The organism is Streptomyces sp. NPDC052016 (assembly GCF_044548445.1).
GTDB lineage: Bacteria > Actinomycetota > Actinomycetes > Streptomycetales > Streptomycetaceae > Streptomyces.
In genome coordinates this window covers 14,696-40,121 of the sequence record NZ_JBIUBX010000011.1, presented here as the reverse complement: position 1 = coordinate 40,121, position 25,426 = coordinate 14,696, and the positions used below count along the sequence as shown (strand labels likewise).

The 25,426-nt window shown below is 71.2% G+C and carries 26 protein-coding genes and 1 pseudogene; 20 read left to right on the top strand and 7 right to left on the bottom strand.

The features are described 5' to 3' along the window. Positions 1-216: 216 nt before the first annotated feature. From ACIHAR_RS15485 to ACIHAR_RS15470, 4 genes are all read right to left on the bottom strand, one after another. Entirely contained in the window at positions 217-699 is a 483-nt protein-coding gene (locus ACIHAR_RS15485) for a DUF1707 and DUF4190 domain-containing protein (RefSeq protein WP_365467811.1), read from the bottom strand. Positions 700-858: 159 nt separating this feature from the next. Next, entirely contained in the window at positions 859-1,074 is a 216-nt protein-coding gene (locus ACIHAR_RS15480) for a hypothetical protein (RefSeq protein WP_365467742.1), read from the bottom strand. Beyond that, positions 1,071-2,003, bottom strand: coding sequence for a hypothetical protein (locus ACIHAR_RS15475; protein WP_400019730.1), 933 nt, complete (start codon positions 2,001-2,003; stop codon positions 1,071-1,073). Before ACIHAR_RS15475 ends, ACIHAR_RS15480 begins: the two co-directional genes overlap by 4 nt. Beyond that, complete coding sequence (locus ACIHAR_RS15470) at positions 1,996-2,505, bottom strand: WhiB family transcriptional regulator (protein ID WP_400019728.1); 510 nt, start codon at positions 2,503-2,505, stop codon at positions 1,996-1,998. The genes ACIHAR_RS15475 and ACIHAR_RS15470 overlap by 8 nt, the downstream gene beginning before the upstream one ends. A gap of 245 nt (positions 2,506-2,750) precedes the next feature. Between ACIHAR_RS15470 and ACIHAR_RS15465 the strand changes: the two genes are divergently transcribed. From ACIHAR_RS15465 to ACIHAR_RS15445, 5 genes and pseudogenes are all read left to right on the top strand, one after another. Continuing rightward, positions 2,751-3,245, top strand: a complete 495-nt coding sequence (locus tag ACIHAR_RS15465; RefSeq protein ID WP_365467734.1) for a helix-turn-helix transcriptional regulator — start codon at positions 2,751-2,753, stop codon at positions 3,243-3,245. A gap of 593 nt (positions 3,246-3,838) precedes the next feature. Beyond that, positions 3,839-4,252 carry a hypothetical protein gene (locus ACIHAR_RS15460; RefSeq protein WP_365467731.1) on the top strand — a complete coding sequence of 138 codons (414 nt, stop codon included), beginning with the start codon at positions 3,839-3,841 and terminating at the stop codon, positions 4,250-4,252. Positions 4,253-4,396: 144 nt separating this feature from the next. Next, positions 4,397-4,999 (top strand): phage tail protein, encoded by a 603-nt coding sequence (locus ACIHAR_RS15455; protein ID WP_388756622.1) that lies wholly within the window; start codon positions 4,397-4,399, stop codon positions 4,997-4,999. Between the two features lie 113 nt (positions 5,000-5,112). After that, positions 5,113-5,403 (top strand): hypothetical protein, encoded by a 291-nt coding sequence (locus tag ACIHAR_RS15450; RefSeq protein WP_360332101.1) that lies wholly within the window; start codon positions 5,113-5,115, stop codon positions 5,401-5,403. Positions 5,404-5,468: 65 nt separating this feature from the next. Further along, positions 5,469-5,747 (top strand): annotated as a pseudogene (locus ACIHAR_RS15445) (hypothetical protein); the annotation flags it as partial. 214 nt (positions 5,748-5,961) lie between these two features. Here the strand turns inward: ACIHAR_RS15445 and ACIHAR_RS15440 are convergent. Then, positions 5,962-6,864, bottom strand: coding sequence for a hypothetical protein (locus ACIHAR_RS15440; protein WP_400019725.1), 903 nt, complete (start codon positions 6,862-6,864; stop codon positions 5,962-5,964). A gap of 399 nt (positions 6,865-7,263) precedes the next feature. On the opposite strand from ACIHAR_RS15440, the gene ACIHAR_RS15435 reads away from it, so the two are divergent. Continuing rightward, positions 7,264-7,473 (top strand): hypothetical protein, encoded by a 210-nt coding sequence (locus tag ACIHAR_RS15435; protein ID WP_365467722.1) that lies wholly within the window; start codon positions 7,264-7,266, stop codon positions 7,471-7,473. 67 nt (positions 7,474-7,540) lie between these two features. Here the strand turns inward: ACIHAR_RS15435 and ACIHAR_RS15430 are convergent, their stop codons facing one another. Next, positions 7,541-8,398, bottom strand: a complete 858-nt coding sequence (locus ACIHAR_RS15430) for a hypothetical protein (protein WP_400019723.1) — start codon at positions 8,396-8,398, stop codon at positions 7,541-7,543. 112 nt (positions 8,399-8,510) lie between these two features. On the opposite strand from ACIHAR_RS15430, the gene ACIHAR_RS15425 reads away from it, so the two are divergent. The 14 genes from ACIHAR_RS15425 to ACIHAR_RS15360 all read left to right on the top strand — a co-directional run bounded on the left by ACIHAR_RS15425 (position 8,511) and on the right by ACIHAR_RS15360 (position 21,347). Continuing rightward, positions 8,511-9,215, top strand: coding sequence for a hypothetical protein (locus ACIHAR_RS15425; RefSeq protein WP_365467716.1), 705 nt, complete (start codon positions 8,511-8,513; stop codon positions 9,213-9,215). Between the two features lie 50 nt (positions 9,216-9,265). Then, positions 9,266-10,462, top strand: a complete 1,197-nt coding sequence (locus tag ACIHAR_RS15420) for a phage tail protein (protein WP_365467713.1) — start codon at positions 9,266-9,268, stop codon at positions 10,460-10,462. Continuing rightward, on the top strand, positions 10,459-11,730 hold the full coding sequence (locus ACIHAR_RS15415; RefSeq protein WP_400019720.1) for a tape-measure protein: 1,272 nt from the start codon (positions 10,459-10,461) through the stop codon (positions 11,728-11,730). Before ACIHAR_RS15420 ends, ACIHAR_RS15415 begins: the two co-directional genes overlap by 4 nt. An 18-nt stretch (positions 11,731-11,748) precedes the next feature. Next, positions 11,749-12,666, top strand: coding sequence for a phage distal tail protein (locus ACIHAR_RS15410; RefSeq protein ID WP_365467707.1), 918 nt, complete (start codon positions 11,749-11,751; stop codon positions 12,664-12,666). Positions 12,667-12,670: 4 nt separating this feature from the next. Continuing rightward, complete coding sequence (locus ACIHAR_RS15405) at positions 12,671-13,864, top strand: hypothetical protein (RefSeq protein ID WP_400019717.1); 1,194 nt, start codon at positions 12,671-12,673, stop codon at positions 13,862-13,864. A 46-nt stretch (positions 13,865-13,910) separates the two neighbouring features. After that, positions 13,911-15,125, top strand: coding sequence for a hypothetical protein (locus tag ACIHAR_RS15400; RefSeq protein ID WP_365467702.1), 1,215 nt, complete (start codon positions 13,911-13,913; stop codon positions 15,123-15,125). A gap of 25 nt (positions 15,126-15,150) precedes the next feature. Next, complete coding sequence (locus ACIHAR_RS15395; RefSeq protein WP_400019714.1) at positions 15,151-16,341, top strand: hypothetical protein; 1,191 nt, start codon at positions 15,151-15,153, stop codon at positions 16,339-16,341. A gap of 31 nt (positions 16,342-16,372) precedes the next feature. Further along, the gene (locus ACIHAR_RS15390; protein WP_365467696.1) at positions 16,373-17,470 is read left to right on the top strand and encodes a hypothetical protein; all 1,098 of its coding nucleotides are present in this window, start codon (positions 16,373-16,375) and stop codon (positions 17,468-17,470) included. Further along, on the top strand, positions 17,467-18,600 hold the full coding sequence (locus ACIHAR_RS15385) for a hypothetical protein (RefSeq protein ID WP_365467693.1): 1,134 nt from the start codon (positions 17,467-17,469) through the stop codon (positions 18,598-18,600). Before ACIHAR_RS15390 ends, ACIHAR_RS15385 begins: the two co-directional genes overlap by 4 nt. After that, positions 18,600-19,313 carry a hypothetical protein gene (locus ACIHAR_RS15380; RefSeq protein WP_365467690.1) on the top strand — a complete coding sequence of 238 codons (714 nt, stop codon included), beginning with the start codon at positions 18,600-18,602 and terminating at the stop codon, positions 19,311-19,313. The genes ACIHAR_RS15385 and ACIHAR_RS15380 overlap by 1 nt, the downstream gene beginning before the upstream one ends. Positions 19,314-19,336: 23 nt before the next feature. Then, positions 19,337-19,837, top strand: coding sequence for an ATP-binding protein (locus ACIHAR_RS15375; RefSeq protein WP_400019711.1), 501 nt, complete (start codon positions 19,337-19,339; stop codon positions 19,835-19,837). Between the two features lie 125 nt (positions 19,838-19,962). Continuing rightward, positions 19,963-20,844: a peptidoglycan-binding protein gene (locus ACIHAR_RS15370; protein ID WP_365467684.1), complete on the top strand. Its 882-nt coding sequence runs from the start codon at positions 19,963-19,965 to the stop codon at positions 20,842-20,844. Between the two features lie 15 nt (positions 20,845-20,859). Beyond that, complete coding sequence (locus tag ACIHAR_RS15365; protein WP_400019709.1) at positions 20,860-21,096, top strand: hypothetical protein; 237 nt, start codon at positions 20,860-20,862, stop codon at positions 21,094-21,096. Continuing rightward, positions 21,093-21,347, top strand: a complete 255-nt coding sequence (locus tag ACIHAR_RS15360; protein WP_365467678.1) for a hypothetical protein — start codon at positions 21,093-21,095, stop codon at positions 21,345-21,347. Before ACIHAR_RS15365 ends, ACIHAR_RS15360 begins: the two co-directional genes overlap by 4 nt. 110 nt (positions 21,348-21,457) lie before the next feature. Here the strand turns inward: ACIHAR_RS15360 and ACIHAR_RS15355 are convergent, their stop codons facing one another. Beyond that, positions 21,458-25,357, bottom strand: a complete 3,900-nt coding sequence (locus ACIHAR_RS15355; protein WP_365467675.1) for a DNA-directed RNA polymerase subunit beta' — start codon at positions 25,355-25,357, stop codon at positions 21,458-21,460. Between the last annotated feature and the right edge of the window lie 69 nt (positions 25,358-25,426).

Genomic DNA, 25,426 nt, shown 5'->3' with positions numbered 1-25,426 from the left:
TCGGGGGAGGCTACGCCGGCGTGCTGGCAGCCGCCTGCCCTGCCGTGAGAGGCGGCCACGGCCCGCCGCCTGGCAGCCGCGGCCAGGTCATGAGAGGGCACGCCAGGTGCCGTGACCGTCGCGGCCCGGCCGTGGGCGTACCACGCCCGGTGTCGTACAGGCGCTGCCTGGCGTGTGGACGTCGCCGCCCGCGTCGTGGAGATCGCGGGCGGGCCGTCAGGGCGACGAGACCGACGCGAGGAACAGGATCGCCATGACGACCGCCCAGCCCGCCACGGACAGCCACCCCAGGACGAGGCCGGCCATGGCGAAGCCGTCGCCGCCCTCGCCGGTCCGGCGGATCTCGGCGCGGGCCGTGTGCCCGAGGATCACCGCGGGGATGCCGGTGACGCCCATGGTCATCGTGGTGAGGACGCCGCAGACCATGGCGCCGACCGCCTTGCCGTTCGTGGGCGGCGGCGGGGCGGGCATGAAGGTGCGCGGCACCGCCGGGTAGGGCTGCACCGGTGCGGCGGAGGGCTGTACCGCCAGGGGTCCCTGCGGCAGATCGGAGACGATCAGGGACAACTCGGCGACCGTACGGGCCTGGTAGGCGCGGGCCACACGTCTGTCGAACTCGGTCTGCTGCAGGCGCCCCTCGGCGAACCCGGCTCTGAGCACGTCCACGGCGCGCTCGCGATCCGCGTGGGACGCGAGCATCGACGGACTGCTCTGCGCCTGCCACGGCTGCCATGGCGACGGATACGACACGGACACCTCCCCCGGACGGCTTGAATGCCTCCATCATTCCCCTACGCTCGGCGTCCCGCGATGGTTCCCCCGCGTGAACCATCGATCGGACGTGGTGCTACGAGGGACTCACCGCACCCGACGGGTCGTCCCGCGAGCCACGCGTTCGGCGGCGAACACGTCTTCCAGCCGGAAGAGCTGGGCGCGGCCCGCCTTGCCGGCCGGTTTCAGGTGGCCGAGCTGGACCCACTTGCGGATCGTCGCGGGGGCGACGCCGACTTCCTGGGCGGCGAGGGGGCCGGGGATGAGGGTAGGCCGCTCGGGGTGGTTCGTCGCGTTGCTCATCGGACCGCCGCCTTCCACTCGCCCTCGTCCCAGGTGTGCCGGTAGGCGGGATCGTCGTGGCAGCCGCAGTCCGGCTCCGGACAGCGGCAGGCCGGATTGATGCAGAGGACGGCGCCCCGGTCGGGGAAGGCCCGCAGCGACACCGAATCGCACCAGGGGCAGCGCCCGGACATCCGTACGACGGTCTCGGTGTCGCCCAGCGCGCGGGCGCACCGGCGGGCCATCCGCCGTGTCTCGTCCCGCACGTGCGCGGCCAGGACGGGGTCGGCGGCGATGCCGTCGAGGAGGGCGGCGATGCGTTTCAGCCGCTCGGGTACGGGTGCACGTCGCGGGCGGGGCAGCCCGAGGCGGTCCCGCACGGCCTCCTCCAGCTCCACGACGCCGTCGGAGATGTCACGGATGGCGTCCGAGATGTGCAGCCGCAGGGGCGCCGCGCTGTGGCCGGGGGCGACCAGCCCGTGTTGCTGCTGGAGCAACAGCGCCTCCTCGCGCTCCTGCCGCAGTCGGGCGGCGAGGTCGGCGGGGGGTGGGGGTGGCGCCGGGCGGTGGGCGGGGGCGGCACGGCCGGGGACCAGCTCGGCGGCGAGCTCCGGGAGTTGCTGGATGAGGTGGGTGATCCAGAGGGCGGCCTGGGTGGCGGTGGGGTAGGAGTCGGCGCCGCGGGGATCGGTGGAGCGGGGATCGGTGGAGCGGGGATCGGTGGAGCGGGGGACGGCGGGCCGGGATTCGGTGGGATCCGGGGCCGTGGGGTGCGGCCTCGCGGGGGGCGGATCCGTCGGGTGCGCACCGGCGAGGTGTGCATCCGCCGGGTGCGGCCTGGCCGGCTCGGCGTCGGCGGGGTGGCTTCCGGCAACTCGGTGGGCGGCCGGGCGCTCCCCGGACACTCGGTCCGCCGGCGCGCGGCGCTCGCTCGGTCGGTTCTCAGCCAAGAAGGCCTCCCTGGAGGGCTGTTGCGGTGGTCGGACCCGGCGCGGGGGCCGGAGCCGACGGCGTGGTCGGGCCGGCCGTACGGGTCGAGGCCGCCGAGTCGGCGGCACTCCCGGACACGACGGCGCGCCCGGTCACCACGGCCGGAACGGACGCGGCCGCTCGCCCGGACACGGCGGCCGGTGCGGACAGGCCCACCGGCGCGGAGGACGGCCGCGGCCCGGGGCCGGGGCGGGCCGGTACGGCGACCGGGCGGCCCGAGCGCCAGAGGCGGCCTCCGCAGACACCGTCGAACCAGTTCTCCGCCGGGGCCACCGCCTCCTCACAGGCGCGACGCACCGTACAGCCGGCGCAGGCCCGCAGCGCGGGGGCGGCCTCCTTGGCCTTCTTGGAGAAGACGATCCGCGGGGAGAGTCCGGCGCAGGCGGCGGCGGACTGCCAGCCGACGGCACGGGACGGGCGTGGGCGGTCCGGTGGGCAGGAACTGGTTTCGGGCATGGACATGGGCCCCCTGTCGGTTCGGAAGACGGTCCGTGATCGAGCCGTGCGAAATGAACGGCCCCCAGGGTTACAGATTGCGTGCGCGCTCGCAACGAGTTCTGGATCACCCACCCTCCGGCGCCCTCACGAAATCTCCACGAAGTTCCGCGAAAGGCACTCACTTTCTCCGGTGCTTGCACGAGAGCACGTAATTCCGCGCGCGCGAGCAAGCTAAACTCTTGCCACCCCCGAAGGAAGCGAGCAGAGACATGACCAGCCAGGATCTGGACGCGTTCGCCGCGTGGGTCGAAGACCTCATGCGCGACCGCGGCTACGACATCGACAGCCCACGCGGCGGCGGAAAGTCGCGGATCGCCGACGAGGCGGGCGTGCACCGCGCGGCCGTCACCCGTCTGCTGCAGCGCCAGAGCATGCCCGACCTCGAGACCACGCGCCGCCTCGCGCGCGTACTCGGCGTCCCGGTCCGCGACATGCTCATCCGCTCCGGCCGGCTGACCGCCGAGGAGCTCGCCGACCCCCACGACTACTTGGCCGCCCCCGCGCCCAACGCGGAGTTCGGCCGGCGTCCCACGCTGGAGGAAGTCGCCGACCTGCTCGGCGTGCCCGCGGACCGACGGGAGATGTTCGTCAGAGTGGTGGAGCAGTTCCTGCCGAACGACGACGAGATCGCGGGGCAGCAGGAGCGCGAGGAGCGGCGCGTCCTGATGGAGGCAGCGACGGCGGCGTCCACCGGCGCCGACTGAGTGCTCTCGGCCGCTCCCCACCGAAACAGGAGACGCCGACCACGGGCACCCGTGGGCCGATGGGTGCACCTCGTGGACGCCGTCCGCCCGAGAGGCGGGGACGCGTCACAGACGCGCGCGCCGGCGAGACCGGAACACGGCACAGACGCCGTGCGCCGAGAGACGGGGACACGTCATGGACGTCGGGGGACGTCCGAGGCAGCCCTGCTCCCACCCCGCCCCCGCCGGAACACGCGGGGAGCCCTCTCCCCGCCTACGCACGCAGCGCGCCCCCTCCCCGCGCAGGCCATGCCCCTCCCCTGCTAGTCGCCCCCCGAAGCACCCGGAGATTCCCCCTCCCCCCTTCTCGGCAGCTCTCCCACCTCGCACTTCCGCCCCTCCAGCGCCTTGAGCCCAATCACCTCGCCGATTTAGTTGCGTGCGCGCACGCTCGTCTGTCACAGTTGGTGCAGCGGCGGAGCTGTGCCCGCGGCCCCCAGCGGGGTCGCCCCCGCCGCCGTACGCCGGGCCGAGGCGCCACGCGCCTCCCCTGACCGCCCCCGCGCGGCGCCCGCCCGGCGGCCTTCCCCTTCTTCCCGGCGAGGTGACCCGGCATGACCACACCCACCCCACCGAGCGCCTTCCCGGACGTCGAGGCCCTGGTCGTCGACATCCTGGAGGCCGACTCGGCCCTCTCCACGGCGCTCGTCACCGTAGAGCCGCCATCGGACTTCGACGGCAGGACCGCCGCCGTGCTCGTCAACCGGCGCGGCGGCGCCTGGATCGGCGAGCTCCACGTCGACCAGCCGCTGATCGAGCTGGAGGTGTACGGCCCCACGAAGCAGGCCGCGCACGTCCTGGCCAACTCCGCCCGCCGCGCCCTGATGGCCGCGGCCGGCAACCGCTACGGCACCAACCTCATCACCGAGGTGGAGGAGCAGGACGGCCCGCGCTGGCTGCCCGACTACCTCTACAGCGCGGCCAACCGGTACGTGACCGTGCTCAAGGTGTTCATCGACGTCTACTGACGCATCCCGCGCGGCCCGGCCCGCCCGTACGCCGCGCCTCACAGACCGAAGGCCCCGCCCGTTTCAACTGGCGGGGCCTTCGCCGTACCCGGAACGGCCGGGAACGGCACCCCGCATCACCACCCCTCTATAAGGAGACCCACCATGGCAGGCACCAACTCCTCCGAGATCCGCATCGCCGGAGTCGGCCGGCTCTACGTCGCCCCGGCCGACACCGACCTCCCGACCACCTTCTCCTCCGACACCGCCACCGACTGGACCGGCTGGAAGAACCTCGGCTTCACCTCCGGTGAGGGCGTCACCTTCAGCAAGAAGGACAAGCTGGAGCCGGTCGACGTGTGGCAGGCCGTCAGCCCGGTGCACTTCGTGTACTCGGACCGCGACCTGACCCTGAAGTTCTCGCTGCTGCAGTTCAACGAGGACACGCTGCCGTTCTTCATGGGCGGCGGCGGCGTCACCGCCGTGGGCACCGGCACGGGCGTCTACCAGTACGACATCGCCGACCGCCCGTACGCCGACGTGCGCGCCCTCGGCCTGGAGTTCACCGACGTCCGGGCGAGCGACGGCACCACCCCGGTGACCTACCGCTTCGGCATCCCGCGCGGCCAGGTCACGGCGGCCGACGACATCAAGCTGGCCCGCAAGTCGCCGGCCCAGCTCGGCATCACCTTCACGGCGATGGCCTCGGGCGACGGCTCGGCGCTGGCCAGCTTCGTGATGAAGGACGCCTCGTACGCCGCGTCCTGACCCACCGGGGTGGGGCGGGCCCTCCGCCCGCCCCACTCCGGGGCCCCATCCTGGGCCCCCATCCCGCTCACCTTCGACACCCGGCTCCACGGACCCAAGGAGTACCCATCACCATGGCCCGTTTCGACGTCAACGCCGCCCGCGCACAGCGCCTGGAAGCCCTCGGCCGCACCTGGTCGTTCGAGCTCGACGGCGAGAGCTTCACCCTGCCCACGGAGCTGACCCGCGCCACCGCGAAGGCGCTGCGCAAGCTCGACGACAACGACGTGGACGGGCTGCTCGGGCTGCTCATGGGCGAGCAGCAGTTCGCCCGCTTCGAGCGGCACGAGGTCACCATGCAGGACATCGCCGCCATCCTGGAGGCCTACGGCAAGGAGACCGGGCTCGGCCTGGGGGAAGGCTGAGCCTCGTCGGGTTCGTCGACGAACACGCCGAGGCCCTCGAAGCGGACCTGCTCCGCTACTACGGCATCGACCTGCTCGACTGGCACCGGGACCGCCTCTCCGCGCGGCGGCTCTCGGTGCTCATCAAGCACCTGCCGCGCGACAGCGCCCTCAACCGCGACCTGTACGGCGAGGCCGCCGAGTGGTCGGTGACGGACCATCTGCTGGCCGCCGCAGTGGACCATCTGGCGGCGGCCAACTGGATGTTCGCCTGCGTCAACTCGGACGAGCACGACCAGCCGGAGCCTCCGGCGCCCGTGCCGCGCCCGGGTGACGGGCCGGGGGTGCCGGACGAGGACGGGCCCTGGAACGGCGGGACCGACGGCGGAGACGCCGGCCGGACCACGGGCGGGGCGCGTACGGGTACCGGGGCCGGCACGGCCACCGCGCACTCGACCGACGTCGCTCCGCACGGCTCCCAGGCCGACACCCAGGCCCCGTCCGCGGTCCAGCTGGCCCGGTTCTTCGCCTGAGCCGGGCTGAGCCGGGGTTGAGCCCGGGCGGGACCGATGGTGACGCTCACCGGGATCCCGGCGCCCCCGGCTGTTCGTCCCGGCGCCGGCCGCCCGCCCGGCCCTCCAGTTCGTCGGCGAGGGCCCGGGCCCGGTCCGACAGCCGGCGGCTTTCGTCGCCTCCGGCACCGGACGGCTCGGCCGGATCCTGCGCGGAGCGCTCCGCGGCTTCCGTACGGCGTCCCCTGTCCCGCCCGGCGGCTCCCGTGTCGCCGGGCCGGTCCAGCGGGGGCACGCTGGGGCGGCCGTTACGGCGGACCACCGGACGCCGTTCCGCGGGTGCCGACCGCTTCTCCCGCACCTCGCGGGCGGAGAGGAGGAACTCACCCGAGGACTCGCCGGAGGGGCCTGCGGCCTCCTCCGGGGCACCTCCGCGTCCGTCACGCCGGTCACGCCCGTCCCGGGCATCGCCGTCGCGCCCGTCCCGTCCGCCGTACCCGTCGTTCTCCTGCCGCTCCACGGCCGGCTGGGCGGCCGCGTTGCCCCTGCTTCCCTGCGGAGGCGGGGTCACGGCAACCGGTGTCCCGTCCGCCACGGACCGCTCGCGTTCGCCGCGTTCCTCTACTCGCGTCACCTCGGAAGGGGGCCGCAGCAGCTGGACGTACGGGAGTTGGATGACCTCGCCGCCGGGCTCGCCCTCCGCCCGTCGTGCCCTGCGGGGGCGGCGGCCGGTGCGGGCGTCCTCCTGGCCCTGGAGGTAGGCGGCGGTGATCCGTTCCTCGTAGGCGCGGCGGATCGCGGGGAGCTGCTCGGCGACGACGTCGGCCCAGCCCGCGCTGTAGGCGGCCGTTTCGCGGCGGTCGAGCTCGGCTCGTGGCAGGGTCACGAGGTCTTCCGGGTCGTAGCCGAGACGGAGGACGAGCTCGGAGACACGGGCGATGAGATGTGGAAGATCGGGAGACTGTTCCAACCAGTCGATCAGATGATCATTTCGCGCGTTGCTCGCGTCGCCGTCCACCCCGTTGGCCTTGCTCTCGTCCCCTGTCTCTCCGCGCCCCCCGCGCGCGGACGGCCGCCCGTCGCCGTCCACCGTCGTCCGACGGGCCCTCAGGTCGTTTACGGGGCCCTGTAGTTCGTGCGTTCCCTTACCGACGGGAGAACGGGCCGGATCCTACTCCACGAGACCGACACAAAATTCAGTGCACCCTGCATCGCCGCAGGTCCTGACCGCAGAATCACGGAGAGTCCTCGGCAAACACGGAACGACACCACGAGATTACTCGTACACTAGTTCGAACGGACGCTTCACACACCCCAGGAGCGTCAGGAGCACCACAGCCCAGCGGACAGACCGGAAAGCAGGCCCGACATGGCGACTGGCACCAGCAACTCCCCGAAGCAGCCGATCGACACCTACGCCCGCCTCGCCCATCTCCTGCACACCACGGCCCCCGACGGCGAGGCCCTGCTCGACCGGGTGTACGAAGAACTGCTCGCCCGGGAGTCGCGCGCCTACGCGGCGGGGTGGTCGGACGCACTGACGGAGGCGCGGCGGGCCGGCCGTCCACGACGCCCGTAGGGACAAGCCCGGGGGCGACGTCGGATCTCCGGGGAAAGGGGAACCGGCACCCCGGAGCGCCGAGGCGTCAGAAGAACAGGCTGACCGCCTGGCCCACGGTCATGGCGAGCCCGAGCAGCAGGACCGGCACCCCGAAGAGGACGACCCCGGCACCTCTCCAGACCAGGGTCCGCGCCGCCAGTGTGCAGACCGCGTCTTCCGGGTTCTCCGGGTCGTAGACGACCTCGATGCGCCGCGGATCGCCGCCGATCCCCGGCGCCGCGTAGTCGGCCCTGATCTCGTGTGCGCCGCCCTCCAGGTCGGTGTAGCGGAAGTACTTCCGCCGGCTGGTCCCGCGGTCGAACAGCGCCACGACCGCGACCCCCCGCTTCCTCAGCACCCATCGTCGGCGCGCCGCCACGGCCGCGGGCCCGACGAGAAGGATGCCGAGGGCGAGCGGCATCACCCCCGTCGCCCACAGCAGCGCCCGAAACGGCCTTCCCGCCAGGGCCAGCCCGGCAATACCGGCGAGATAAACCGCGAGGACAGCGAACTCCTGAGCGCGCATGCGCCGTTTGCGGCGTCGGGCGGTCTCCGACGTGCCCGTCGGCAGCACGTCGACCAGAGACGCCCCGCCCTGCGGCGGTCCCGTCTCCGACCGCTCCCGGTTGATCACCTCCACGAGGCGCGCCGCCGCTGAGGCGTCCCGGCCTTCCACCAGGAACACCGGCCCCGGCCCATCGTCACCGCCCCACAGCGCCACCTCGACCGACCGGCCGCCGCGACCCGTCACCCGGGCCCCTTCGACGGCCGCCAACGGTATCCGCCGACGCGCTCCCTTCTGCAGCAGCCAGACGGCCCTGGCCTCGAGCCAGATGCTCTCGCCCTGCCCACGGAGCGTGATCGACGGCAGCGGAGCGGGCGACGGCTCGGACCGACGGGGCATGACTACCTCTTTCCCAAGGCCAGTGGGCGGTCGTGCTCGCTGCACAGAGTCCCACAACCCTCCCGGCCGGGCACTGCGTTCGCGCAGCCGGCACCCAAGCGAGGAGAAGCCCGTGTCCACACCGTCCGAACCCGTCGACCTGAAGGAACTCAAGAAGAAGCAGGACGACCAGCAGACGCAGATCGACAACCTGACCGAGACGCTCGACGGCAAGCTGACCTCCGCCGAGTTCGGAACCAAATGGGACGAGAAGAAGGAGCAGGCCGACCAGCAGGCGAAGAAGGAGAACAACAAGTTCCTCGACGATTACGAGGGCTTTCAGGCCACGGCGCTCACCGGCCAGAAGTCGGAAGCGAACATCGCCAAGGAAGAGGTCAACGGCCTCAACGCCGCGGTGAACGCCCTGGCCCTGTCGCTGGTCGCACTCGAGTTCTCCTGGAGCCTGTTCAAGATCGAGTTCAAGCCGCTGTTCACGCCCCGGTGGGTCGACAAGGTCAACCAGGCCATCGGCCGGTTGCAGGACCGGCGCGGCTGGAACAACCCCGAGGGCGACGCCCAGCGGGAGCTCGACCAGATCAAACTCGCCACGAGGCACCTTCAGAACCGGGCCCACGACGCACACGTCCGGATCGCCAAGACGAACCTGCGCATCGACACGCTCCAGGGAAAGATCAACGCGGACCGGCGCGCGCTGCGGGACACCTTGCGGACCAACGACAGGTCGGCCCGTTCCATGTCGCTCGGAAACCTCTCCGGGACGGAAGCCGACATCCGGCGGCTCGAAATCCGCGTCCAGGCCCTGGTGCGTGCCCTCTGACACCCTCGCGGCCCTTCATCTGACCGCCGACACCAGGGAGCTCCGTATTCATGTCCCTTTCCCGTTCGCTGCAGAACACGTCGTCGACACTCAAGAACTTCAAGACTCAGGCGGACGGCGCCGGCCGCGCCGTCGACACACTGAAGAGCAAGGCCGGTTCCGGCGCGGGCGAACTCAAGCGCCTGAAGAGCTCGGCCCAGGAGGCCGAAAAGGAACTGAAAGACCTCAAGGCCGCCTCCGACCAGGCCGAGAAGTCCATTTCCAAGGCCGGCAAGACCGGTTCCACGGCCGGTAAGAACCTCGGCAAGTACGAGTCCGGGGCGAGCAAGGCGGCCAAGGGCCAGGACAAGATGAACAAGTCGATGAAGGGCAACTTCTTCGGCATGCTCATGGACCTGCTCATGCCGCTCATCGAGAAGGTCGTCGAGATGGCGACCAGGTCGAAGACCATGCAGAAGGTCCTGCAGACCGCCTTCGGCGTGATCAAGTCGGTGATCAGCAGCGTCATGAAGGCCATCGGGCCGATCATGAAGAACGCGGCCAAACTGATCAAGTCGGTCTGGAACGGCATCAAGACGGCGATCTCCAAGGTCGTCAAGGCCGTCGCCACCGTCATCAAGACCTACGTCAACATCTGGAAGAAGGTCATCAGCACCGCGCTGAAGGCGATCAAGACGGTCGTCTCCAGCGTCTGGAAGGGCATCAAGGCCGTCATCTCCCCGGTCGTCAACTGGGTCAAGTCGGCGATCCCGAACGCCTTCCGGGCCGTCAAGGACAAGCTGTCCAGCATCTGGGGCGGCCTCAAGGGCATCGCGAGCCGGGCCTTCGACGGCATCAAGAGCGCCGTGAAGGGTCCGATCAACGCGGTCATCGGCATCATCAACCGCGCCATCGGCGCCCTCAACGGCATCAAGGTCTCGATCCCCGGCTGGGTGCCGGGCGTCGGCGGCAAGACCTTCGGCGTCAGCCTGCCGAAGATCCCCATGCTGGCCACCGGTGGTGTCGTCATGCCCCGCTCCGGCGGTGTCCCGGCGATCCTCGCCGAGGCCGGGGAGGCGGAGGCCGTCCTGCCGCTGAGCAAGCTCGACCGGCTGCTGCGCCGGGCCGCCGCCCAGGGTTCGGCGTATGCCGGGGCCGCCGGGAGGGGCGGCGGCGCGCTGCACATCGAGCACTACTACGCGGCGGAGAGCAGCAGCCCGCAGCGGACCGCCGACGCGCTGATGTTCCTGGCGAAGGCACGCGGATGAGTGCCGCCGTGACAGCGGCGGGGCCCGCCGACCTGTTCGCCGGCGTCGCCTCGGCCCTCCGTTCCTTCCGGGCCGGCGTCGCGGGGAGCGGCAACACCCTGCGCTCGCTGACCGAGGGCGTCAAGAAGGCCGCCACCGGCACCGCCGGCGTCCGCTCCGCCACCGACCAGGCCGCCACCGCCGTACGCATGACCAAGGCGAACGCCGACGCCGCCGCCCGCTCCGTGGCCAGGGCCGGCAAGACCGCGGCCACCGGCGTGCAGTCCGTCGGCAGCAAGGCCAAGGGCTCCACCCGTTCCGTCCGCAAACTCCTGGCGGCGGCGGGTGGCGTCGTGGCCCTGGTAGGCGGCCTCATCGGCGTCGCCGGGCTCCTAGGCCCCGCCCTCGGCGCCTTCGGCACCGCCATGACCATAGGCGCCGGCGTCATGCTCGTCATCAACGCCCTCACCCGCGCCAACCCGATCGGCTTCGTCACCGCGCTGCTCCTCCCCGTCGCCGGATGGCTGATCGACCTGGCCCTCAACTCCGAGACCGGGCAACGCCTGATGGAGCAGCTCGCCACCCTCGTCCTGAAGTACGTAGAGGGCTACCTGACGGTCATGACCCCGCTGCTCAAAGGCATCGCGAGCGCGGTGAACACGTACGTCACCGCCTACCTCGGGGTGATCACCACCGCGCTCACCGCCATCGGTGCCCTCGTCGGCACCGGGTTCGCCGTGCTGAAGGCGCTGACCACCGGGGACACCCGGGCGCTCAGCGGCAGGGTGTCGTCGGTCTGGCGGGGGTTCAAGGACGCGGTCAAGCCCGCCCTGCGGTGGATCACCCAGGACGTCCCCCGGATGTTCACCCGGGTCAAGGAGGCCACCTCGCGCACGCTCGACGCGCTGGGGAAGTTCGTCACCACCGGCGCGCAGACCGTCGCCGGTGTGGTCAAGGGACCGGTCCAGGGGCTCATCGCCTTCGCCAACTGGGTCATCGACAAGCTGAACGGCCTCAGTTTCAGCCTGCTCGGCAAGAAGTTCGGCGTCGACATCGACAGGATCCCGATGCTCGCCGAGGGCGGCGTCGCCGTCCCCGGCGCCTCCCGCCGGGCCGGCAAGGTGCTGCCGCTGACCGCCCTGGACCGCCAGCGGGCGCTCGCCCGCAGACACCGGACCGCCGGTGAACACCGGTACCACATCAAGGAGTTCCACGAGAGCCGGGGCGCCGGCGCCCGAGGCACCGCTGAAGACCTGCTCTTCCTCGCATCCGCCCACGCCTGCCCATGACAGTGAGGTGACGGCCCCATGGCCGAGACGACAACCGCATACACCGAGGACCTTCCCCCCGGCTCACTCATCACCCGCGACGGGCAGATGCAGTGGGCCGGGCTGCTGATGGGCCCCGGCACCCCGTACGAGATCGACCGCGCGGGCCTGAGCGGCTGGGAGGACCTGCCGGAGTACGACTCCTCCGACGCCGACCACCCGACCGCGCACGGCGCCTGGCCGGGTGCCCGCTACGCCAAGCCCCGCAAGGTCGGCGCGACGGTGTGGACCGTACCGGCGCAGGGCGGCACCGAGTCCTCGCTCACCGCGATGCGCGCCCTGCGCCAGGCCCTGCTGCTCGGTGACGCGGAGCGCTGGCTGGCGGTGCGGCTGCACGGCGAGACCCTGGCGGTGCGGGCCCGGGTCAGCCAGCGGGTGCTGGCCGCCGACCGGACGTACACCACGCAGGGCGTGTCCCGGGCCTCCGTGCAGTGGTACGCCACCGACCCGCGCCGCTACTCGGTCACCGAGCAGACCGCGGTCACCGGCGCGCCCCAGCCGGAGAGCGGTCTGACCTGGCCGCTGACCTGGCCGCTGTACTGGGGCCAGACGGCCTCCACCGGTGATGTGAACGCCGACAACACCGGCTCGGCGCCCACCCATCCGGTGATCTCCTTCACCGGGCCGTGCTCGAACCCGACGGTGACCGACCGCGCCTCCGGCCGCCGGCTGCGCTACCAGATCACCCTCACCGGCGGTGACGAGCTCGTCGTCGACACCGCCGCCGGCACGGTCACCCTCAACGGCACCGCCTCGCGCCGCAACACCGCCGCCGCCGACAGCAGCCCCGAGGAGCTGTTCGCCTTCGAGCCGGGCCGCGCCCAGCTCGCGTTCCGTCCCGACACCTACGACACCGGCGCCCGGATGACGGTCCGCTGGCGCGCGGCGGAGTGGTGATCGCATGACCGTGCGAAGTGCCTGGCTCACCGAGACCGGCCAGACCCGGGAGGACACCCGGGTCACGCTGTCCGGTCTGCTCACCCCGAACGCCGCGGTGGCGGAGAACGTCCCGCTCAAGGCCCGGGGCGGCATCGTCCCCGGTGGCTTCGTCCTCACCGGCGCCACCGGGGCGATGTCCCTCACCATCGGCCCCGGCCGCGCCTTCGTGCAGGGCGGGCGGACCGGCCAGGGCGCGTATCCGGTGGCCGTGACCGAGCCGGAGACCCTGACGGTGACCGACGGCGACGCCCAGTACGACCGCGTCGACCTCGTCGAACTGGTCGTCCGGGACGACGTCCACGACGGCACCGGCGCCACGGAGGCCGTCGTCCGCCTGGTCACGGGCGTGCCGGCGGCCACGCCCGTGGCGCCGGTCAGCCCCGACGGCAGCGCCCTGCCGCTCTATCTGATCAGGGTGCCCGTCGGGGCGTCGGCCGGTTCCGGCGGCGTGGCCTGGAACACCGCGGTCACCAGCCTGCGCTACCCGACGGTGGCCCTCGGCGGGATCGTCCCGGCGAGCGGCTTCAACGGCGCGTACGCCGGCCAGTACCGGGACAACTCCGGTGTTCTGGAGCGCTGGGACGGCACGGCCTGGGTCGCCTACCCCAGGGCCCTCGGCGGCATCGCACCGGCCGGCGCGGTCACCACCGGAAGCCATGTCGGCCAGTACCGCGAGGACTCCGCCGGACTGCTCCAGCGCTGGAACGGCTCGGCCTGGCAGTACGCGGAGGGCCGCACGACCGTGCTGCTCAGCGTCTCGCAGACCACGGCGCAGTCGGTGCCCACGGGCGGCACATGGACGCCGATCACCCTGCAGAGCACGGACGTGGACGACGCCGCCGGCTGGTCGGGCAACACCTACACGGTTCCCCGGACCGGCTGGTGGCGGGTGTCGGCCAACATCACCTGGTACACGGAGTCCACCACCGGCAGCCGCGGCGCGCGCGTCTTCGTCAACGGCGCGGGGATCTCGCGGGCCACCTGGCTGGTCGGCGCGGGTCCGGGCGCGACCAGCGTCGGCGGCAGCAGCCTGCTCAGGCTGGCCGCCGGGGACAAGCTCGCTCTCCACGGACTGCAGCAGTCGGGCTCCACCATCACCACCCTCGGCGGCTCCGGCTACGCCACCAACCTCACGGCCGAATGGCTCAGGTCCTGACGGCCCGTCACTTTCCGCACCTCCGGAGATCACAGGAGACCACCAGATGAACCTGCGCAGCTCATGGGTGGCCGAGACCGGCCAGACCCGCGAGGACACCCGTCTGACCCAGATCGGCGCGACCACCCCGGCCAACCCGCTGGAAGCCCGCTCCGGCATCCTCCCCGGCTCCTACGACGGCCGGTACCGCCTCTCCGGCTTCTGGATGGAGGGTCACGCGGGCACCATGAACGCGACCGTCCACGAGGGCCGGGCCGTCATCCAGGCCGACGGCAACCAGGGTGTCTACCCCGTCGCCCTCGCCGAGCCGTTCGCCCTCACCTTCGCCGACGGCCAGGCCCAGGACCGCTACGACATGGTCGTCCTGCGGATCTACGACGACCTGTACGACGAGTCCGGCGAGACCAAGGCCGCCGTCGAGATCGTCCAGGGCGCCGCGGCCGCCGACCCGGTGGCGCCCGCCCTGCCGGACATCGTGCTGCCGATCTACCAGGTCCGGGTCCGGGCCGGAGTCAGCGCCGGCAACGGCGGCATCAACTGGAACAACGACGCCGTCGACCTGCGTACGCCCACCGTCGCGGTCGGCGGCATCCTGCCGGTCGTCGGCGACACCGGCAACGGCGCCTATCCCGGCCAGTACCGGGACTCCGGCGGGGCGCTGCAGCGGTGGGACGGCTCCGCCTGGGTGTCGTACCCGAGCGCCCTGGGCGGCATCGCCCCGGCCGGCGCCGTCACCACGGCCAGCTACACCGGCCAGTACCGCGACAGCTCCACCGGGCAGCTCCAGCGCTGGAACGGCTCGACGTGGGTGTCCTACCAGCCGGTGCCGACCTGGACCGACTACACGCCCAGGTGGGGCGCGGAAACCGGGACGCAGCCCAGCATCGGCAACGGCGTCCTCGCCGGCTCGTACGTGAAGACGGGCACGCTCGTCCACGTCCGGATCTACCTCAAGATCGGTTCGACGACCAACCTGTCCGCCCAGGCCGCCAACGGCAACTGGAACTTCTCCCTCCCGGTCCCGCCGATCTCCACGACCTGGAAGCTGGACGGCCGTGTGCTGAACGTGCTCGGCTTCGACGCCTCAACGGGCCTGCAGTACCCGGGCAGCGGCCTGCTCGCGACCACGGGCGGCGGCACCGTGCGCAGCCTGCGCGAATCCCTGAAGCAGGCCAACGCCTTCTGGGACAAGGGCTTCCCGTTCGCCTGGGCCGCCAACGACGTGCTGTCGATCCACGGCACCTACGAATCCGCCTCGTGATCGGACCGCGACCGAAGGACTCCCCATGAACGCACACTCCGCCTGGCTGTCCCCCGACGGCCAGACGCGGCAGGACACCCGGGTCACCCAGGTCGGCGCCGTCACCCCGGTCACCGACGTCAAGGGACGCTCCGGTGTGCTGCCCGGCTCCGACGGCGGCCGGCACCGCGTCACCGGCCTGTGGCTGGCCGGCACGGCCGGCGCCATGTCCGCGACGGTGGGCGTGGGCCGGGCGGTGATCCAGTCGTCGATCGCCCGCGGCGCCTACCCGGTCGCCGTCACCGAACCGGTCGCGCTCACCTTCGCCGACGGCAACCCGCAGTACGGCCGGATCGACCTGGTCGTCCTGCGGGTGTACGACCACGACCACGACGCCTCCGGCCGCTACGAGGCCGCCGTGGAGATCGTCCAGGGCGAGCCGAAGGCCCTGCCGGAGGCGCCTGCCGCGCCGGACACCTCCCTGGTCCTGTTCACCGTCGCCGTCGCGGCGGGCAGGAGCGCCGGCAACGGCGGCATCGACTGGGACAACGCCCGCGTCGACCTGCGCCCCACCACCGTCGCCGTCGGCGGCATCCTGCCGACCCACTCCGACGACACGGCGCCCGGCGGCTACCCCGGCCACTACCGGGACGTCGGCACCACGCTCCAGCGCTGGGACGGTGCGGCCTGGGTGCCCTACCCCAAGGGCATCGGCGGTGTCGTCCCCGCCGGGGTGCTGACCACCGGCGGCTACCCGGGCCAGTACCGCGACTCGACCACCGGCGTCCTCCAGCGCTGGAACGGCAGCGCCTGGCTGCCCGCCGTCCCGGGACCGGCGTTCGCGCAGTCCCTGGACGCCGGATCCACCGCCTCGACGACGTACACGGCCACCCTCGCGGACACCGCCGTCTCCGCGCTGACGCTGACCTTCACCGCCCCGCCGTCCGGCTCGGTGATCATCAGCCTGGGCGCGCGCATGTACACCAAGGACAGCGAGACCGCGTCCGCGCACATGTCCCCGCAGGTCACGCAGGGCAGCACGGTGATCTGGGCGGCCGACGACGAGCGGGCCGCGTCGGCGTCGGGAGCCGTGAACAAGTCGGTGTCGACCGCGCTGCGGCTGAACTCCCTGACCGCCGGGGCGACCTACACCGTCACGGCGATGCACAGGTCGACCAACGCCGCCGTCACCTGCTGGTTCGACACCCTCTTCCTCCGCGTCGACCCGATCACCTGAACCGCACGACCACCACCGAAAGGAGTCGACCATGCCCGTCCGCTCCGGATGGCTCTCCCCCGACGGCCAGACGCGCGAGGACACCCGGCTCGTCTCGCTCGGCGCCCTCACCCCGACCTCGCCCGTCGCCACCCGCTCCGGCATCCTGCCGGGCTCCTCCGACGGCCAGTTCCGCATCTCCGGCTTCACGCTGACCGGCACGACCGGCGGCATGAGCGCCACGGTCAGCCCCGGCCGGGCCGTGGTGCAGAGCACCGACGCGCGGGGCGCCTACCCGGTCGCGCTGACCGAGTACCTGCCGCTGACCTTCACCGACGGCAACCCCCAGTACAACCGCATCGACCTGGTCGTCCTGCGCATCCACGACCACGACCACGACGGCGAAGGCCGCTACGAGGCCACGGTCGAGATCATCGAGGGCACGGCCGCCGCCCTGCCGACGGTGCCCACCGCGCCCGGCCTGTCCCTCCCGCTGTACGAGGTGCTGGTCCCCGCGAACGCGAGCGCGGGCACCGGCGGCATCCCCTGGAGCACGGCACTCACCGGGCGCCGCACGGCCACGGTCGCCGCCGGCGGCATCCTGCCCGTCACCACCGACACCAGCAACGGCGCCTACCCCGGCCAGTACCGGGACCTGAACGGCCGGCTCCAGCGGTGGAGCGGCACGGCCTGGGCCGACTACCCGGTCCTGCCCACCTGGCAGAGCTGGACGCCGACGTGGACGACCAGCAGCGGCAACGCCGCGCCGTCGTACGGCAACGCCACCGTGAGCTGCCGGTACGTGAAGTCGGGCACGACCGTGCACTGCAACTTCACGATCGTCTTCGGCAGCACCACCAACTTCGGCACCAGCCCCACCGCGTCCGACAACTGGCGGTTCTCCCTGCCGGTGCCGGCCGCGGCGGTCCAGTCGGTCGTCGGCTTCGCCGAACTCGGCGTGGACAACACCAGCCGGGTCGTCTCCCGGGTGCAGATCGCCACCACGAACACGTTCGAACTGGTGATCTCATCGGGCCGCTCCAGCGGGGCCGCGCTCGCCAACACCGGTCTCGTGGACGCCCTCTCGCCGTGGACCTGGGCAAGCGGGAACGCCATCCTCGGCACCGCCACCTACGAGGCGGCCGCATGAGCATCGACACTCCCTACCGCGCGATCTTCTGCGACCTGCTCACCGACCGCACCATCGACATCCTGCCCCTGCGGGACGTCACCGTCGACGACTACATCGGCAAGGCCGGCTCCCTGTCGGGCACGATCCCCGTGCCGGACGCGGAGATGGCCGCCCGGGTCCGCCGCATCGAGGAGGGCCGCACCTCGGTGTACCTCCAGCGCGGCAACGACCTGTGGTGGGGCGGCATCATCTGGACGTCCACGCTGCAGAGCGACGACCGCGGCGTTCTCACCCTCGGCATCCAGGCGGCCACCTTCGAGTCGTACGCGGGCCGCCGCCGCATCCGGGCGGCCACCGCCGCCTACGACCCTTCCTACAAGCTGGAGTTCACCAACCGGTACCAGCTGGACATCGTCCGGGGCCTGTGGGCCGATCTCCAGACCGCGCTGCCCGGCGGCAAGATCGGCATCACCTACGGGAACGAGCACTCCGGGGTCAGGCGTACGGTCACCTACCGGGACGGCGACGAGACCGTCTACCTGGAGGCGATCGACGCGCTCGCCGCCCTGGAGAACGGCTTCGAGCACCACATCGCCGTCTACCGCGACCCGGCCACCGGAGCGCGCGTGCGCCGGCTGCGCCTGGGCAGCCCGAAGATCGAGATCGGCACCAGTGACCTGGTGCTGGACCGGCCGGGCACGATCCTGTCGTACTCCTTCCCGCGCGACGCCACCCGCGGCGGCACCACGGCCCGCACCCGCGGCGCCTCCACCAACACCAACCAGGCCGAGGAGTCCCGGCCGCTGACCTCCGACGTCGCGGTCGCCACGGCCCTGATCGAGCAGGCCGGCTACCCGCGCGTCGACCTGTCCACCGACCACAACGAGATCACCGACCGGAGCACCCTGAACGCCCTGGCCGGTGCCGAACTGGCGGCGGGCACCGGCGCGGTGGTGATCCCCGAGATCACCGTCCGGCTGGACGACCTGGTACCACCGGCGCTGCTCGGCCGCACGGTCCGGATCCGCATCACGGACGAGTGGTGGACCGAGGGCCTCGACGCCCGTTACCGGATCATCGGCGCCAAGGTCAGTCCGGCCCAGCGGGGCCGCCCCGACACCGCGGAGCTCTACCTGGAGGAGGCCTGATGCCCCAGCTCCCCGAAGACATCATCGACCGGCTGACCCAGATGGAACGCCGGATCCAGCAGCTGTCGACCGCCGTCAACAGCCGGCCCGCGCTCAACAAGGTGTCCGGCGGCGGGGTGGAGATCACCGACGGCGGCTACCTGGCCGTACGGCCGCCGGACGGCGGTCCGGCCGTGTTCGCGGTCGGGGCGTGGAGCGGCGACGAGTACGGCATGGCGATCCGCCGCCAGACCGGTTCCCTCGCGATGAGCCTGCACAACGGCGACGGCTCCAGCACCTCGCTCCAGCCGCTGCGCGTCTTCGACAACGGCGGCCGCGAGGTCTTCTCGGACGACGTCAACAACGGCGGCCTCGCCCGGCCCTGGCTCACCATGCTCCCCCCGCAGGACAGCACGATCACCCGCTGGCCGCAGACCGCGGCGACCGCCTGGACGACCGTCGCGATGTCCTACAACGTCGTCTGGCAGCCGAAGATGCGGCTCCTCGTCAGCACCAGGGTCAGCTCCGGCGGCGCCGGCAACGTCCAGGTGCTCGTCAACGGCGCCGCCTGGGGCACCGCCGTCGCCGCCGGCACCGACTTCGACCACACCGGCCTGATCAGCGACGACTTCGCCTCGGTCTACGGCTCCCTGCTCAAGGTCGAGATCCAGGCGAAGGCCACGACCGGCACCGTCTACGCCAACCCCGTGCTCATGTACGGCCGTCAGAGCTGACCCCCGAGGAAGGCATCGCATCCATGGACATCGACACCAGCCAGCCCTGGGGTCTCGCGATCGACTACGCCGGCCGCGCCACCCTCACCGAGGCGGGCCACACGGTCTACGTCAACGTCTCCGACACCAGCTTCAACAGCATCATCGCCCCCGACTCGATCACCGGCACCTACTCCCCCGTCACCATCACCGCCCAGTTCAGCGAGACCGGTGACAACGGCGCCGTCCTGCGCGGTACCGGTCGCGTGACGGTCATGCCCGTCGGCACGGACCCGGTCGTGCCCGACCGGACGGCCGTCCAGCGGGCGGTCGCCGCGGCACTGGCCGATTTCCGCGCCAACACGGCGGCGTACGTGGCGCTGTGCGCGGCGTGGACGACGGACGAAGGCGAAGGCCAGGGCGACGGCGACACCGGTACGGGTGGCGAGACCGACCAGGCCACCGGGACCGAGACCGACACCGGCACCGGCACCGACACCGACACCGGCACGGAGACCGACAGCGGCACCGAGCCCACCGCCTGACCCCTCGCCGCCTGACCGCTCGCCGCCTGACCGCCTCACCGCCTCGAAGAAGCCCCCACGCACCCCGAGCCGCCCCGCCGGCCGGGGTTTTCTCATGCCCGCACCGCCCCAGGGAGGCACCGCCCATGGCCAACCCCCTCTCCGCCACCGCCCTCGTGTCCGCGCTGCGGGCCGAGGGCGTCACCGTCGTCGAACACCCCGGCTGGCGCACCAACAACCGCAACCACAAGGGCAGTTGGGGTCCTGTCAACGGCATCGTCATCCACCACACCGTCACCACCGGCACCAGCGCCACAGTCAGCCTGTGCTTCAACGGCCACTCGGCCCTGCCCGGCCCGCTCTGCCACGGCGTCATCGCCAAGGACGGCACGGTCCACCTCGTCGGCAACGGCCGCGCCAACCACGCCGGCGTGGGAGACCCCGACGTCCTGGCCGCCGTCGCCGCCGAACGCGCCGCCCTGCCCGCCCCGAACCAGCGCACCACGGACGGCAACGCCCACTTCTACGGCTTCGAGTGCGTCAACCTCGGCGACGGCAAGGATCCCTGGCCGGCGGCCCAGATGGAGGCCATCGTGCGGGCCTCGGCCGCCCTGTGCCGGGCCCACGGCTGGAGCGCCCGCTCGGTCATCGGCCACAAGGAGTGGACCAGCGCCAAGGTCGACCCGCGCGGCTTCGCCATGACCGACCTGCGCGCCCGCGTCGCGGCCCGGCTCACCAAGGCGCCGGCCACTCCGAGCACCGGTGCCGCCAAGCCCGCGTACCAGCCCTTCCCGGGCGCCGACTGGTTCAGGAAGAACCCCCGTTCGGCCATCGTCACCGCGATGGGCAGGCGCCTGGTCGCCGTCGGCTGCTCCGCGTACCAGGACGGCCCCGGCCCGCAATGGACCGAGGCCGACCGCAGGTCGTACGCCCGGTGGCAGCGCAAGCTCGGCTACACCGGCGCCGCCGCCGACGGCTGGCCGGGGGCGAAGTCGTGGGCGGCCCTGAAGGTCCCGTACAGCTCCTGAGAAACGAGGTGGGCCATGTCAGAGGCCACGAAGCGGACCCTCCGCACCGTCCTGCAAACCGCCGTCGCCCTGTGCGTGCTGCTGCCGACGGTCGTCGACGCCGCCGGCGTCCCCGGCACCCTGCCCGGGGTCGCGGCGGCCCTCGCCACGGCCGGCGCCGTGACCCGGATCATGGCCCTGTCCGGCGTCCAGTCCCTGCTGCCCGCCTGGCTGCGCACGGACGCAGCGACCGGCGAAAAGAGCGACGCGTGAACGAATCCGACCCGGCCGTCGTCGCCGTCGAACTCGAACGCCTGCGCGGCACCGTCGAGGCCGGCTTCGCCCGCGCCGACGGCCAGCTCGCCCTGCTGGTCCAGCGCAGCGACCAGACCGACAAGCAGCTCGCCGACCACGAACAGCGCCTCGACGCCCTGGAACGCTCCCGCTGGCCGGTCGCCAGCATCGGCGCCCTGGCCGCCATGGCGACGGCGGCCGTCGCGCTCTGGGAGCTGACCGGCCGCTAGCCCGAAACACAACGACACCTGGAAAGGCAGCTAGGCCGCAAGGCTGAAACGCCGAAGGGCGGTCACCCCGTACCTACGTACGGCGTGACCGCCCTTCGACTCATGCCCGCTTACTGGTTGTACGGACCGTAGTCGTAGTCCTCCAGCGGAACGGCCTGGCCGGAGCCCGTGCCGAACGGCGAGTAGTCGATGTCGTCGTAGCCGACAGCCGAGTACATCGCGGCCTTCGCCTCCTCGGTCGGCTCGACCCGGATGTTGCGGTAGCGGGACAGACCCGTACCGGCCGGGATGAGCTTACCGATGATGACGTTCTCCTTGAGGCCGATCAGGGAGTCGGACTTGGCGTTGATCGCCGCGTCCGTGAGGACCCTGGTCGTCTCCTGGAAGGACGCCGCCGACAGCCAGGACTCCGTGGCCAGCGAGGCCTTGGTGATACCCATGAGCTGCGGACGACCGGAGGCCGGGTGACCGCCCTCCTGGACCACACGACGGTTCTCGTGCTCGAACTTCGAGCGCTCGACCAGCTCGCCGGGCAGCAGCTCGGCGTCGCCGGACTCGATGATCGTCACGCGGCGCAGCATCTGCCGGATGATGATCTCGATGTGCTTGTCGTGGATCGACACACCCTGCGAGTTGTACACCTTCTGGACCTCGCCGACCAGGTGGACCTGGACGGCACGCTGGCCCAGGATGCGCAGCACGTCGTGCGGGTTGGTGGCACCCACGGTGAGCTTCTGGCCCACCTCGACGTGCTCGCCCTCGCTGACCAGGAGTCGGGCGCGCTTCGAGATCGGGTACGCCGTCTCGTCGCTGCCGTCGTCCGGCGTGATGACGATCTTCTTGGTCTTCTCGGTCTCCTCGATCCGCACGCGGCCGGAGGCCTCGGAGATCGGGGCGACACCCTTCGGGGTACGGGCCTCGAAGAGCTCGACGACACGCGGCAGACCCTGGGTGATGTCGTCACCGGCCACACCACCGGTGTGGAAGGTACGCATCGTCAGCTGGGTACCGGGCTCACCGATGGACTGGGCGGCGATGATGCCGACCGCCTCACCGATGTCGACCAGCTTGCCGGTGGCCAGCGAGCGGCCGTAGCACATGGCGCAGGTGCCGACGGCGGACTCGCAGGTCAGGACCGAGCGGGTCTTGACCGTCTCCACGCCGTGGCGGACCAGCTCGTCGATGAGCACGTCGCCGAGGTCGGTACCGGCCGGGGCCAGCACCTTGCCGTCGACCACGATGTCCTCGGCGAGGCAGCGCGCGTACACGGACGTCTCGACGTTGCCCGTCTTGCGCAGGACACCGTCCTCGCCGCGCTCGGCGATCGCCAGCTTGAGGCCACGGTCGGTGCCGCAGTCCTCCTCGCGGATGATGACGTCCTGGGAGACGTCGACCAGACGACGGGTCAGGTAACCCGAGTCGGCGGTCCGCAGAGCGGTGTCCGCCAGACCCTTACGGGCACCGTGCGTGGAGATGAAGTACTCCAGCACGGACAGACCCTCACGGAACGACGCCTTGATCGGACGCGGGATCGTCTCGTTCTTCGCGTTCGACACCAGACCACGCATACCGGCGATCTGACGCATCTGCATCATGTTGCCTCGTGCACCCGAGTTCACCATCATGAAGATCGGGTTGGTCTTCGGGAAGTTGTCGTTCATCGCCTCGGCGACCTCGTTGGTCGCCTTGGTCCAGATCGCGATGAGCTCCTGCGTGCGCTCGTCCTTGGTGATCAGACCGCGCTCGTACTGCTTCTGGACCTTCTCGTCCTGCGCCTCGTAGCCGCGGACGATCTCCTTCTTCGCCTCGGGGACGACGACGTCGGAGATGGCGACGGTGACGCCGGAGCGGGTGGCCCAGTAGAAGCCGGATGCCTTCAGGTTGTCGAGCGTCGCCGCCACGATGACCTTCGGGTAGCGCTCGGCGAGGTCGTTGACGATCTCGGAGAGCTGCTTCTTGCCGACCTCGTAGTCGACGAACGGGTAGTCCTCGGGCAGCAGCTCGTTGAAGAGCGCACGGCCGAGCGTGGTCTTCAGACGGAAGCTGTCACCCTGCTGCCACTCCGGCTCGCCCTCTTCCTGCGCCGGCGGGGTCCAGCCACGCGGCGGGATGGTGCCCACCGGGAAGCGGATGTCGATCTTCGACTGGAGCGAGAGCTCGCCCGCGTCGAAGGCCATGATCGCCTCGGCGACGGAGGAGAAGGAGCGGTCCTCACCCTTGACGTCCCGCATCTCACCGTCGGTGGTGAGGAAGAACAGACCGAGGACCATGTCCTGGGTCGGCATCGTCACCGGACGGCCGTCGGCGGGCTTGAGGATGTTGTTCGAGGACAGCATCAGGATGCGGGCCTCGGCCTGCGCCTCCGCGGACAGCGGCAGGTGCACGGCCATCTGGTCACCGTCGAAGTCCGCGTTGAACGCGGTGCAGACGAGCGGGTGGATCTGGATGGCCTTGCCCTCGACCAGCTGCGGCTCGAAGGCCTGGATGCCGAGGCGGTGCAGCGTGGGCGCACGGTTCAGCAGAACCGGGTGCTCGGCGATGACCTCTTCGAGGACGTCGTACACGACCGTGCGGCCGCGCTCGACCATCCGCTTGGCGCTCTTGATGTTCTGCGCGTGGTTCAGGTCGACCAGGCGCTTCATCACGAACGGCTTGAAGAGCTCCAGGGCCATCGCCTTCGGCAGACCGCACTGGTGCAGCTTGAGCTGCGGACCGACGACGATCACGGAACGCGCGGAGTAGTCCACGCGCTTGCCGAGCAGGTTCTGACGGAAACGACCCTGCTTGCCCTTCAGCATGTCGCTGAGGGACTTCAGCGGGCGGTTACCGGGACCGGTCACCGGGCGGCCGCGACGACCGTTGTCGAAGAGGGCGTCAACAGCCTCCTGAAGCATGCGCTTCTCGTTGTTGACGATGATCTCGGGCGCGCCGAGGTCAAGGAGCCTCTTCAGACGGTTGTTGCGGTTGATCACACGGCGGTACAGGTCGTTCAGATCGGAGGTCGCGAAGCGGCCACCGTCCAGCTGCACCATCGGACGCAGGTCCGGCGGGATGACCGGCACGCAGTCGAGCACCATGCCCTTGGGGCTGTTGCTGGTCTGCAGGAACGCGGAGACGACCTTCAGGCGCTTGAGCGCACGGGTCTTCTTCTGGCCCTTGCCGGTACGGATGATCTCGCGGAGGCGCTCGGCCTCCTCGTCGAGGTCGAAGGACTCCAGGCGCTTCTGCAGCGCCGCGGCACCCATCGAACCGTCGAAGTACGTGCCGAAGCGGTCACGCAGCTCGCGGTAGAGCAGCTCGTCGCCCTCGAGGTCCTGGACCTTGAGGTTCTTGAACCGGGTCCACACCTCGTCGAGACGGTCGATCTCGCGCTGCGCACGGTCACGAAGCTGCTTCATCTCGCGCTCGGCGCCTTCGCGCACCTTCCGGCGCACATCGGCCTTGGCGCCCTCGGCCTCGAGCTCGGCCAGGTCGGACTCGAGCTTCTTGGCGCGGGCCTCCAGGTCGGCGTCCCGGCGGTTCTCGATCTGCTGCCGCTCGACCGAGACGTGCGCCTCCAGGGAGGGCAGGTCGCGCGTACGGCGCTCCTCGTCGACGTACGTGATCATGTACGCCGCGAAGTAGATGACCTTCTCGAGGTCCTTGGGAGCCAGGTCGAGCAGGTAGCCCAGCCGGCTCGGGACACCCTTGAAGTACCAGATGTGCGTGACGGGCGCGGCCAGCTCGATGTGGCCCATCCGCTCACGGCGCACCTTGGCGCGGGTCACCTCGACGCCACAGCGCTCACAGATGATGCCCTTGAAGCGGACGCGCTTGTACTTGCCGCAGTAGCACTCCCAGTCCCGGGTCGGACCGAAGATCTTCTCGCAGAAGAGCCCGTCCTTTTCCGGCTTGAGCGTGCGGTAGTTGATGGTCTCGGGCTTCTTGACCTCGCCGTGGCTCCACTGACGGATGTCGTCAGCGGTGGCCAGGCCGATCCGGAGCTCGTCGAAGAAGTTGACGTCGAGCACTATGCGTCAATCCCTCTCAGGGTCGTAAGTCTTGGGGTCTGAAACGGGGGTCCTGGGGCCGGCGGACCT

Bases quoted from the DNA above. Each gene is read 5' to 3' on its own strand.
- ACIHAR_RS15395 (WP_400019714.1), top strand. From the start codon at position 15,151: ATGAACGCACACTCCGCCTGGCTGTCCCCCGACGGCCAGACGCGGCAG.
- ACIHAR_RS15385 (WP_365467693.1), top strand. From the start codon at position 17,467: ATGAGCATCGACACTCCCTACCGCGCGATCTTCTGCGACCTGCTCACC.
- ACIHAR_RS15420 (WP_365467713.1), top strand. From the start codon at position 9,266: ATGTCCCTTTCCCGTTCGCTGCAGAACACGTCGTCGACACTCAAGAAC.
- ACIHAR_RS15435 (WP_365467722.1), top strand. From the start codon at position 7,264: ATGGCGACTGGCACCAGCAACTCCCCGAAGCAGCCGATCGACACCTAC.
- ACIHAR_RS15365 (WP_400019709.1), top strand. From the start codon at position 20,860: ATGTCAGAGGCCACGAAGCGGACCCTCCGCACCGTCCTGCAAACCGCC.
- ACIHAR_RS15410 (WP_365467707.1), top strand. From the start codon at position 11,749: ATGGCCGAGACGACAACCGCATACACCGAGGACCTTCCCCCCGGCTCA.
- ACIHAR_RS15415 (WP_400019720.1), top strand. From the start codon at position 10,459: ATGAGTGCCGCCGTGACAGCGGCGGGGCCCGCCGACCTGTTCGCCGGC.
- ACIHAR_RS15375 (WP_400019711.1), top strand. From the start codon at position 19,337: ATGGACATCGACACCAGCCAGCCCTGGGGTCTCGCGATCGACTACGCC.
- ACIHAR_RS15405 (WP_400019717.1), top strand. From the start codon at position 12,671: ATGACCGTGCGAAGTGCCTGGCTCACCGAGACCGGCCAGACCCGGGAG.
- ACIHAR_RS15390 (WP_365467696.1), top strand. From the start codon at position 16,373: ATGCCCGTCCGCTCCGGATGGCTCTCCCCCGACGGCCAGACGCGCGAG.
- ACIHAR_RS15460 (WP_365467731.1), top strand. From the start codon at position 3,839: ATGACCACACCCACCCCACCGAGCGCCTTCCCGGACGTCGAGGCCCTG.
- ACIHAR_RS15450 (WP_360332101.1), top strand. From the start codon at position 5,113: ATGGCCCGTTTCGACGTCAACGCCGCCCGCGCACAGCGCCTGGAAGCC.
- ACIHAR_RS15430 (WP_400019723.1), bottom strand. From the start codon at position 8,398: ATGCCCCGTCGGTCCGAGCCGTCGCCCGCTCCGCTGCCGTCGATCACG.
- ACIHAR_RS15370 (WP_365467684.1), top strand. From the start codon at position 19,963: ATGGCCAACCCCCTCTCCGCCACCGCCCTCGTGTCCGCGCTGCGGGCC.
- ACIHAR_RS15380 (WP_365467690.1), top strand. From the start codon at position 18,600: ATGCCCCAGCTCCCCGAAGACATCATCGACCGGCTGACCCAGATGGAA.
- ACIHAR_RS15455 (WP_388756622.1), top strand. From the start codon at position 4,397: ATGGCAGGCACCAACTCCTCCGAGATCCGCATCGCCGGAGTCGGCCGG.
- ACIHAR_RS15480 (WP_365467742.1), bottom strand. From the start codon at position 1,074: ATGAGCAACGCGACGAACCACCCCGAGCGGCCTACCCTCATCCCCGGC.
- ACIHAR_RS15465 (WP_365467734.1), top strand. From the start codon at position 2,751: ATGACCAGCCAGGATCTGGACGCGTTCGCCGCGTGGGTCGAAGACCTC.
- ACIHAR_RS15400 (WP_365467702.1), top strand. From the start codon at position 13,911: ATGAACCTGCGCAGCTCATGGGTGGCCGAGACCGGCCAGACCCGCGAG.
- ACIHAR_RS15470 (WP_400019728.1), bottom strand. From the start codon at position 2,505: ATGTCCATGCCCGAAACCAGTTCCTGCCCACCGGACCGCCCACGCCCG.
- ACIHAR_RS15485 (WP_365467811.1), bottom strand. From the start codon at position 699: ATGCTCGCGTCCCACGCGGATCGCGAGCGCGCCGTGGACGTGCTCAGA.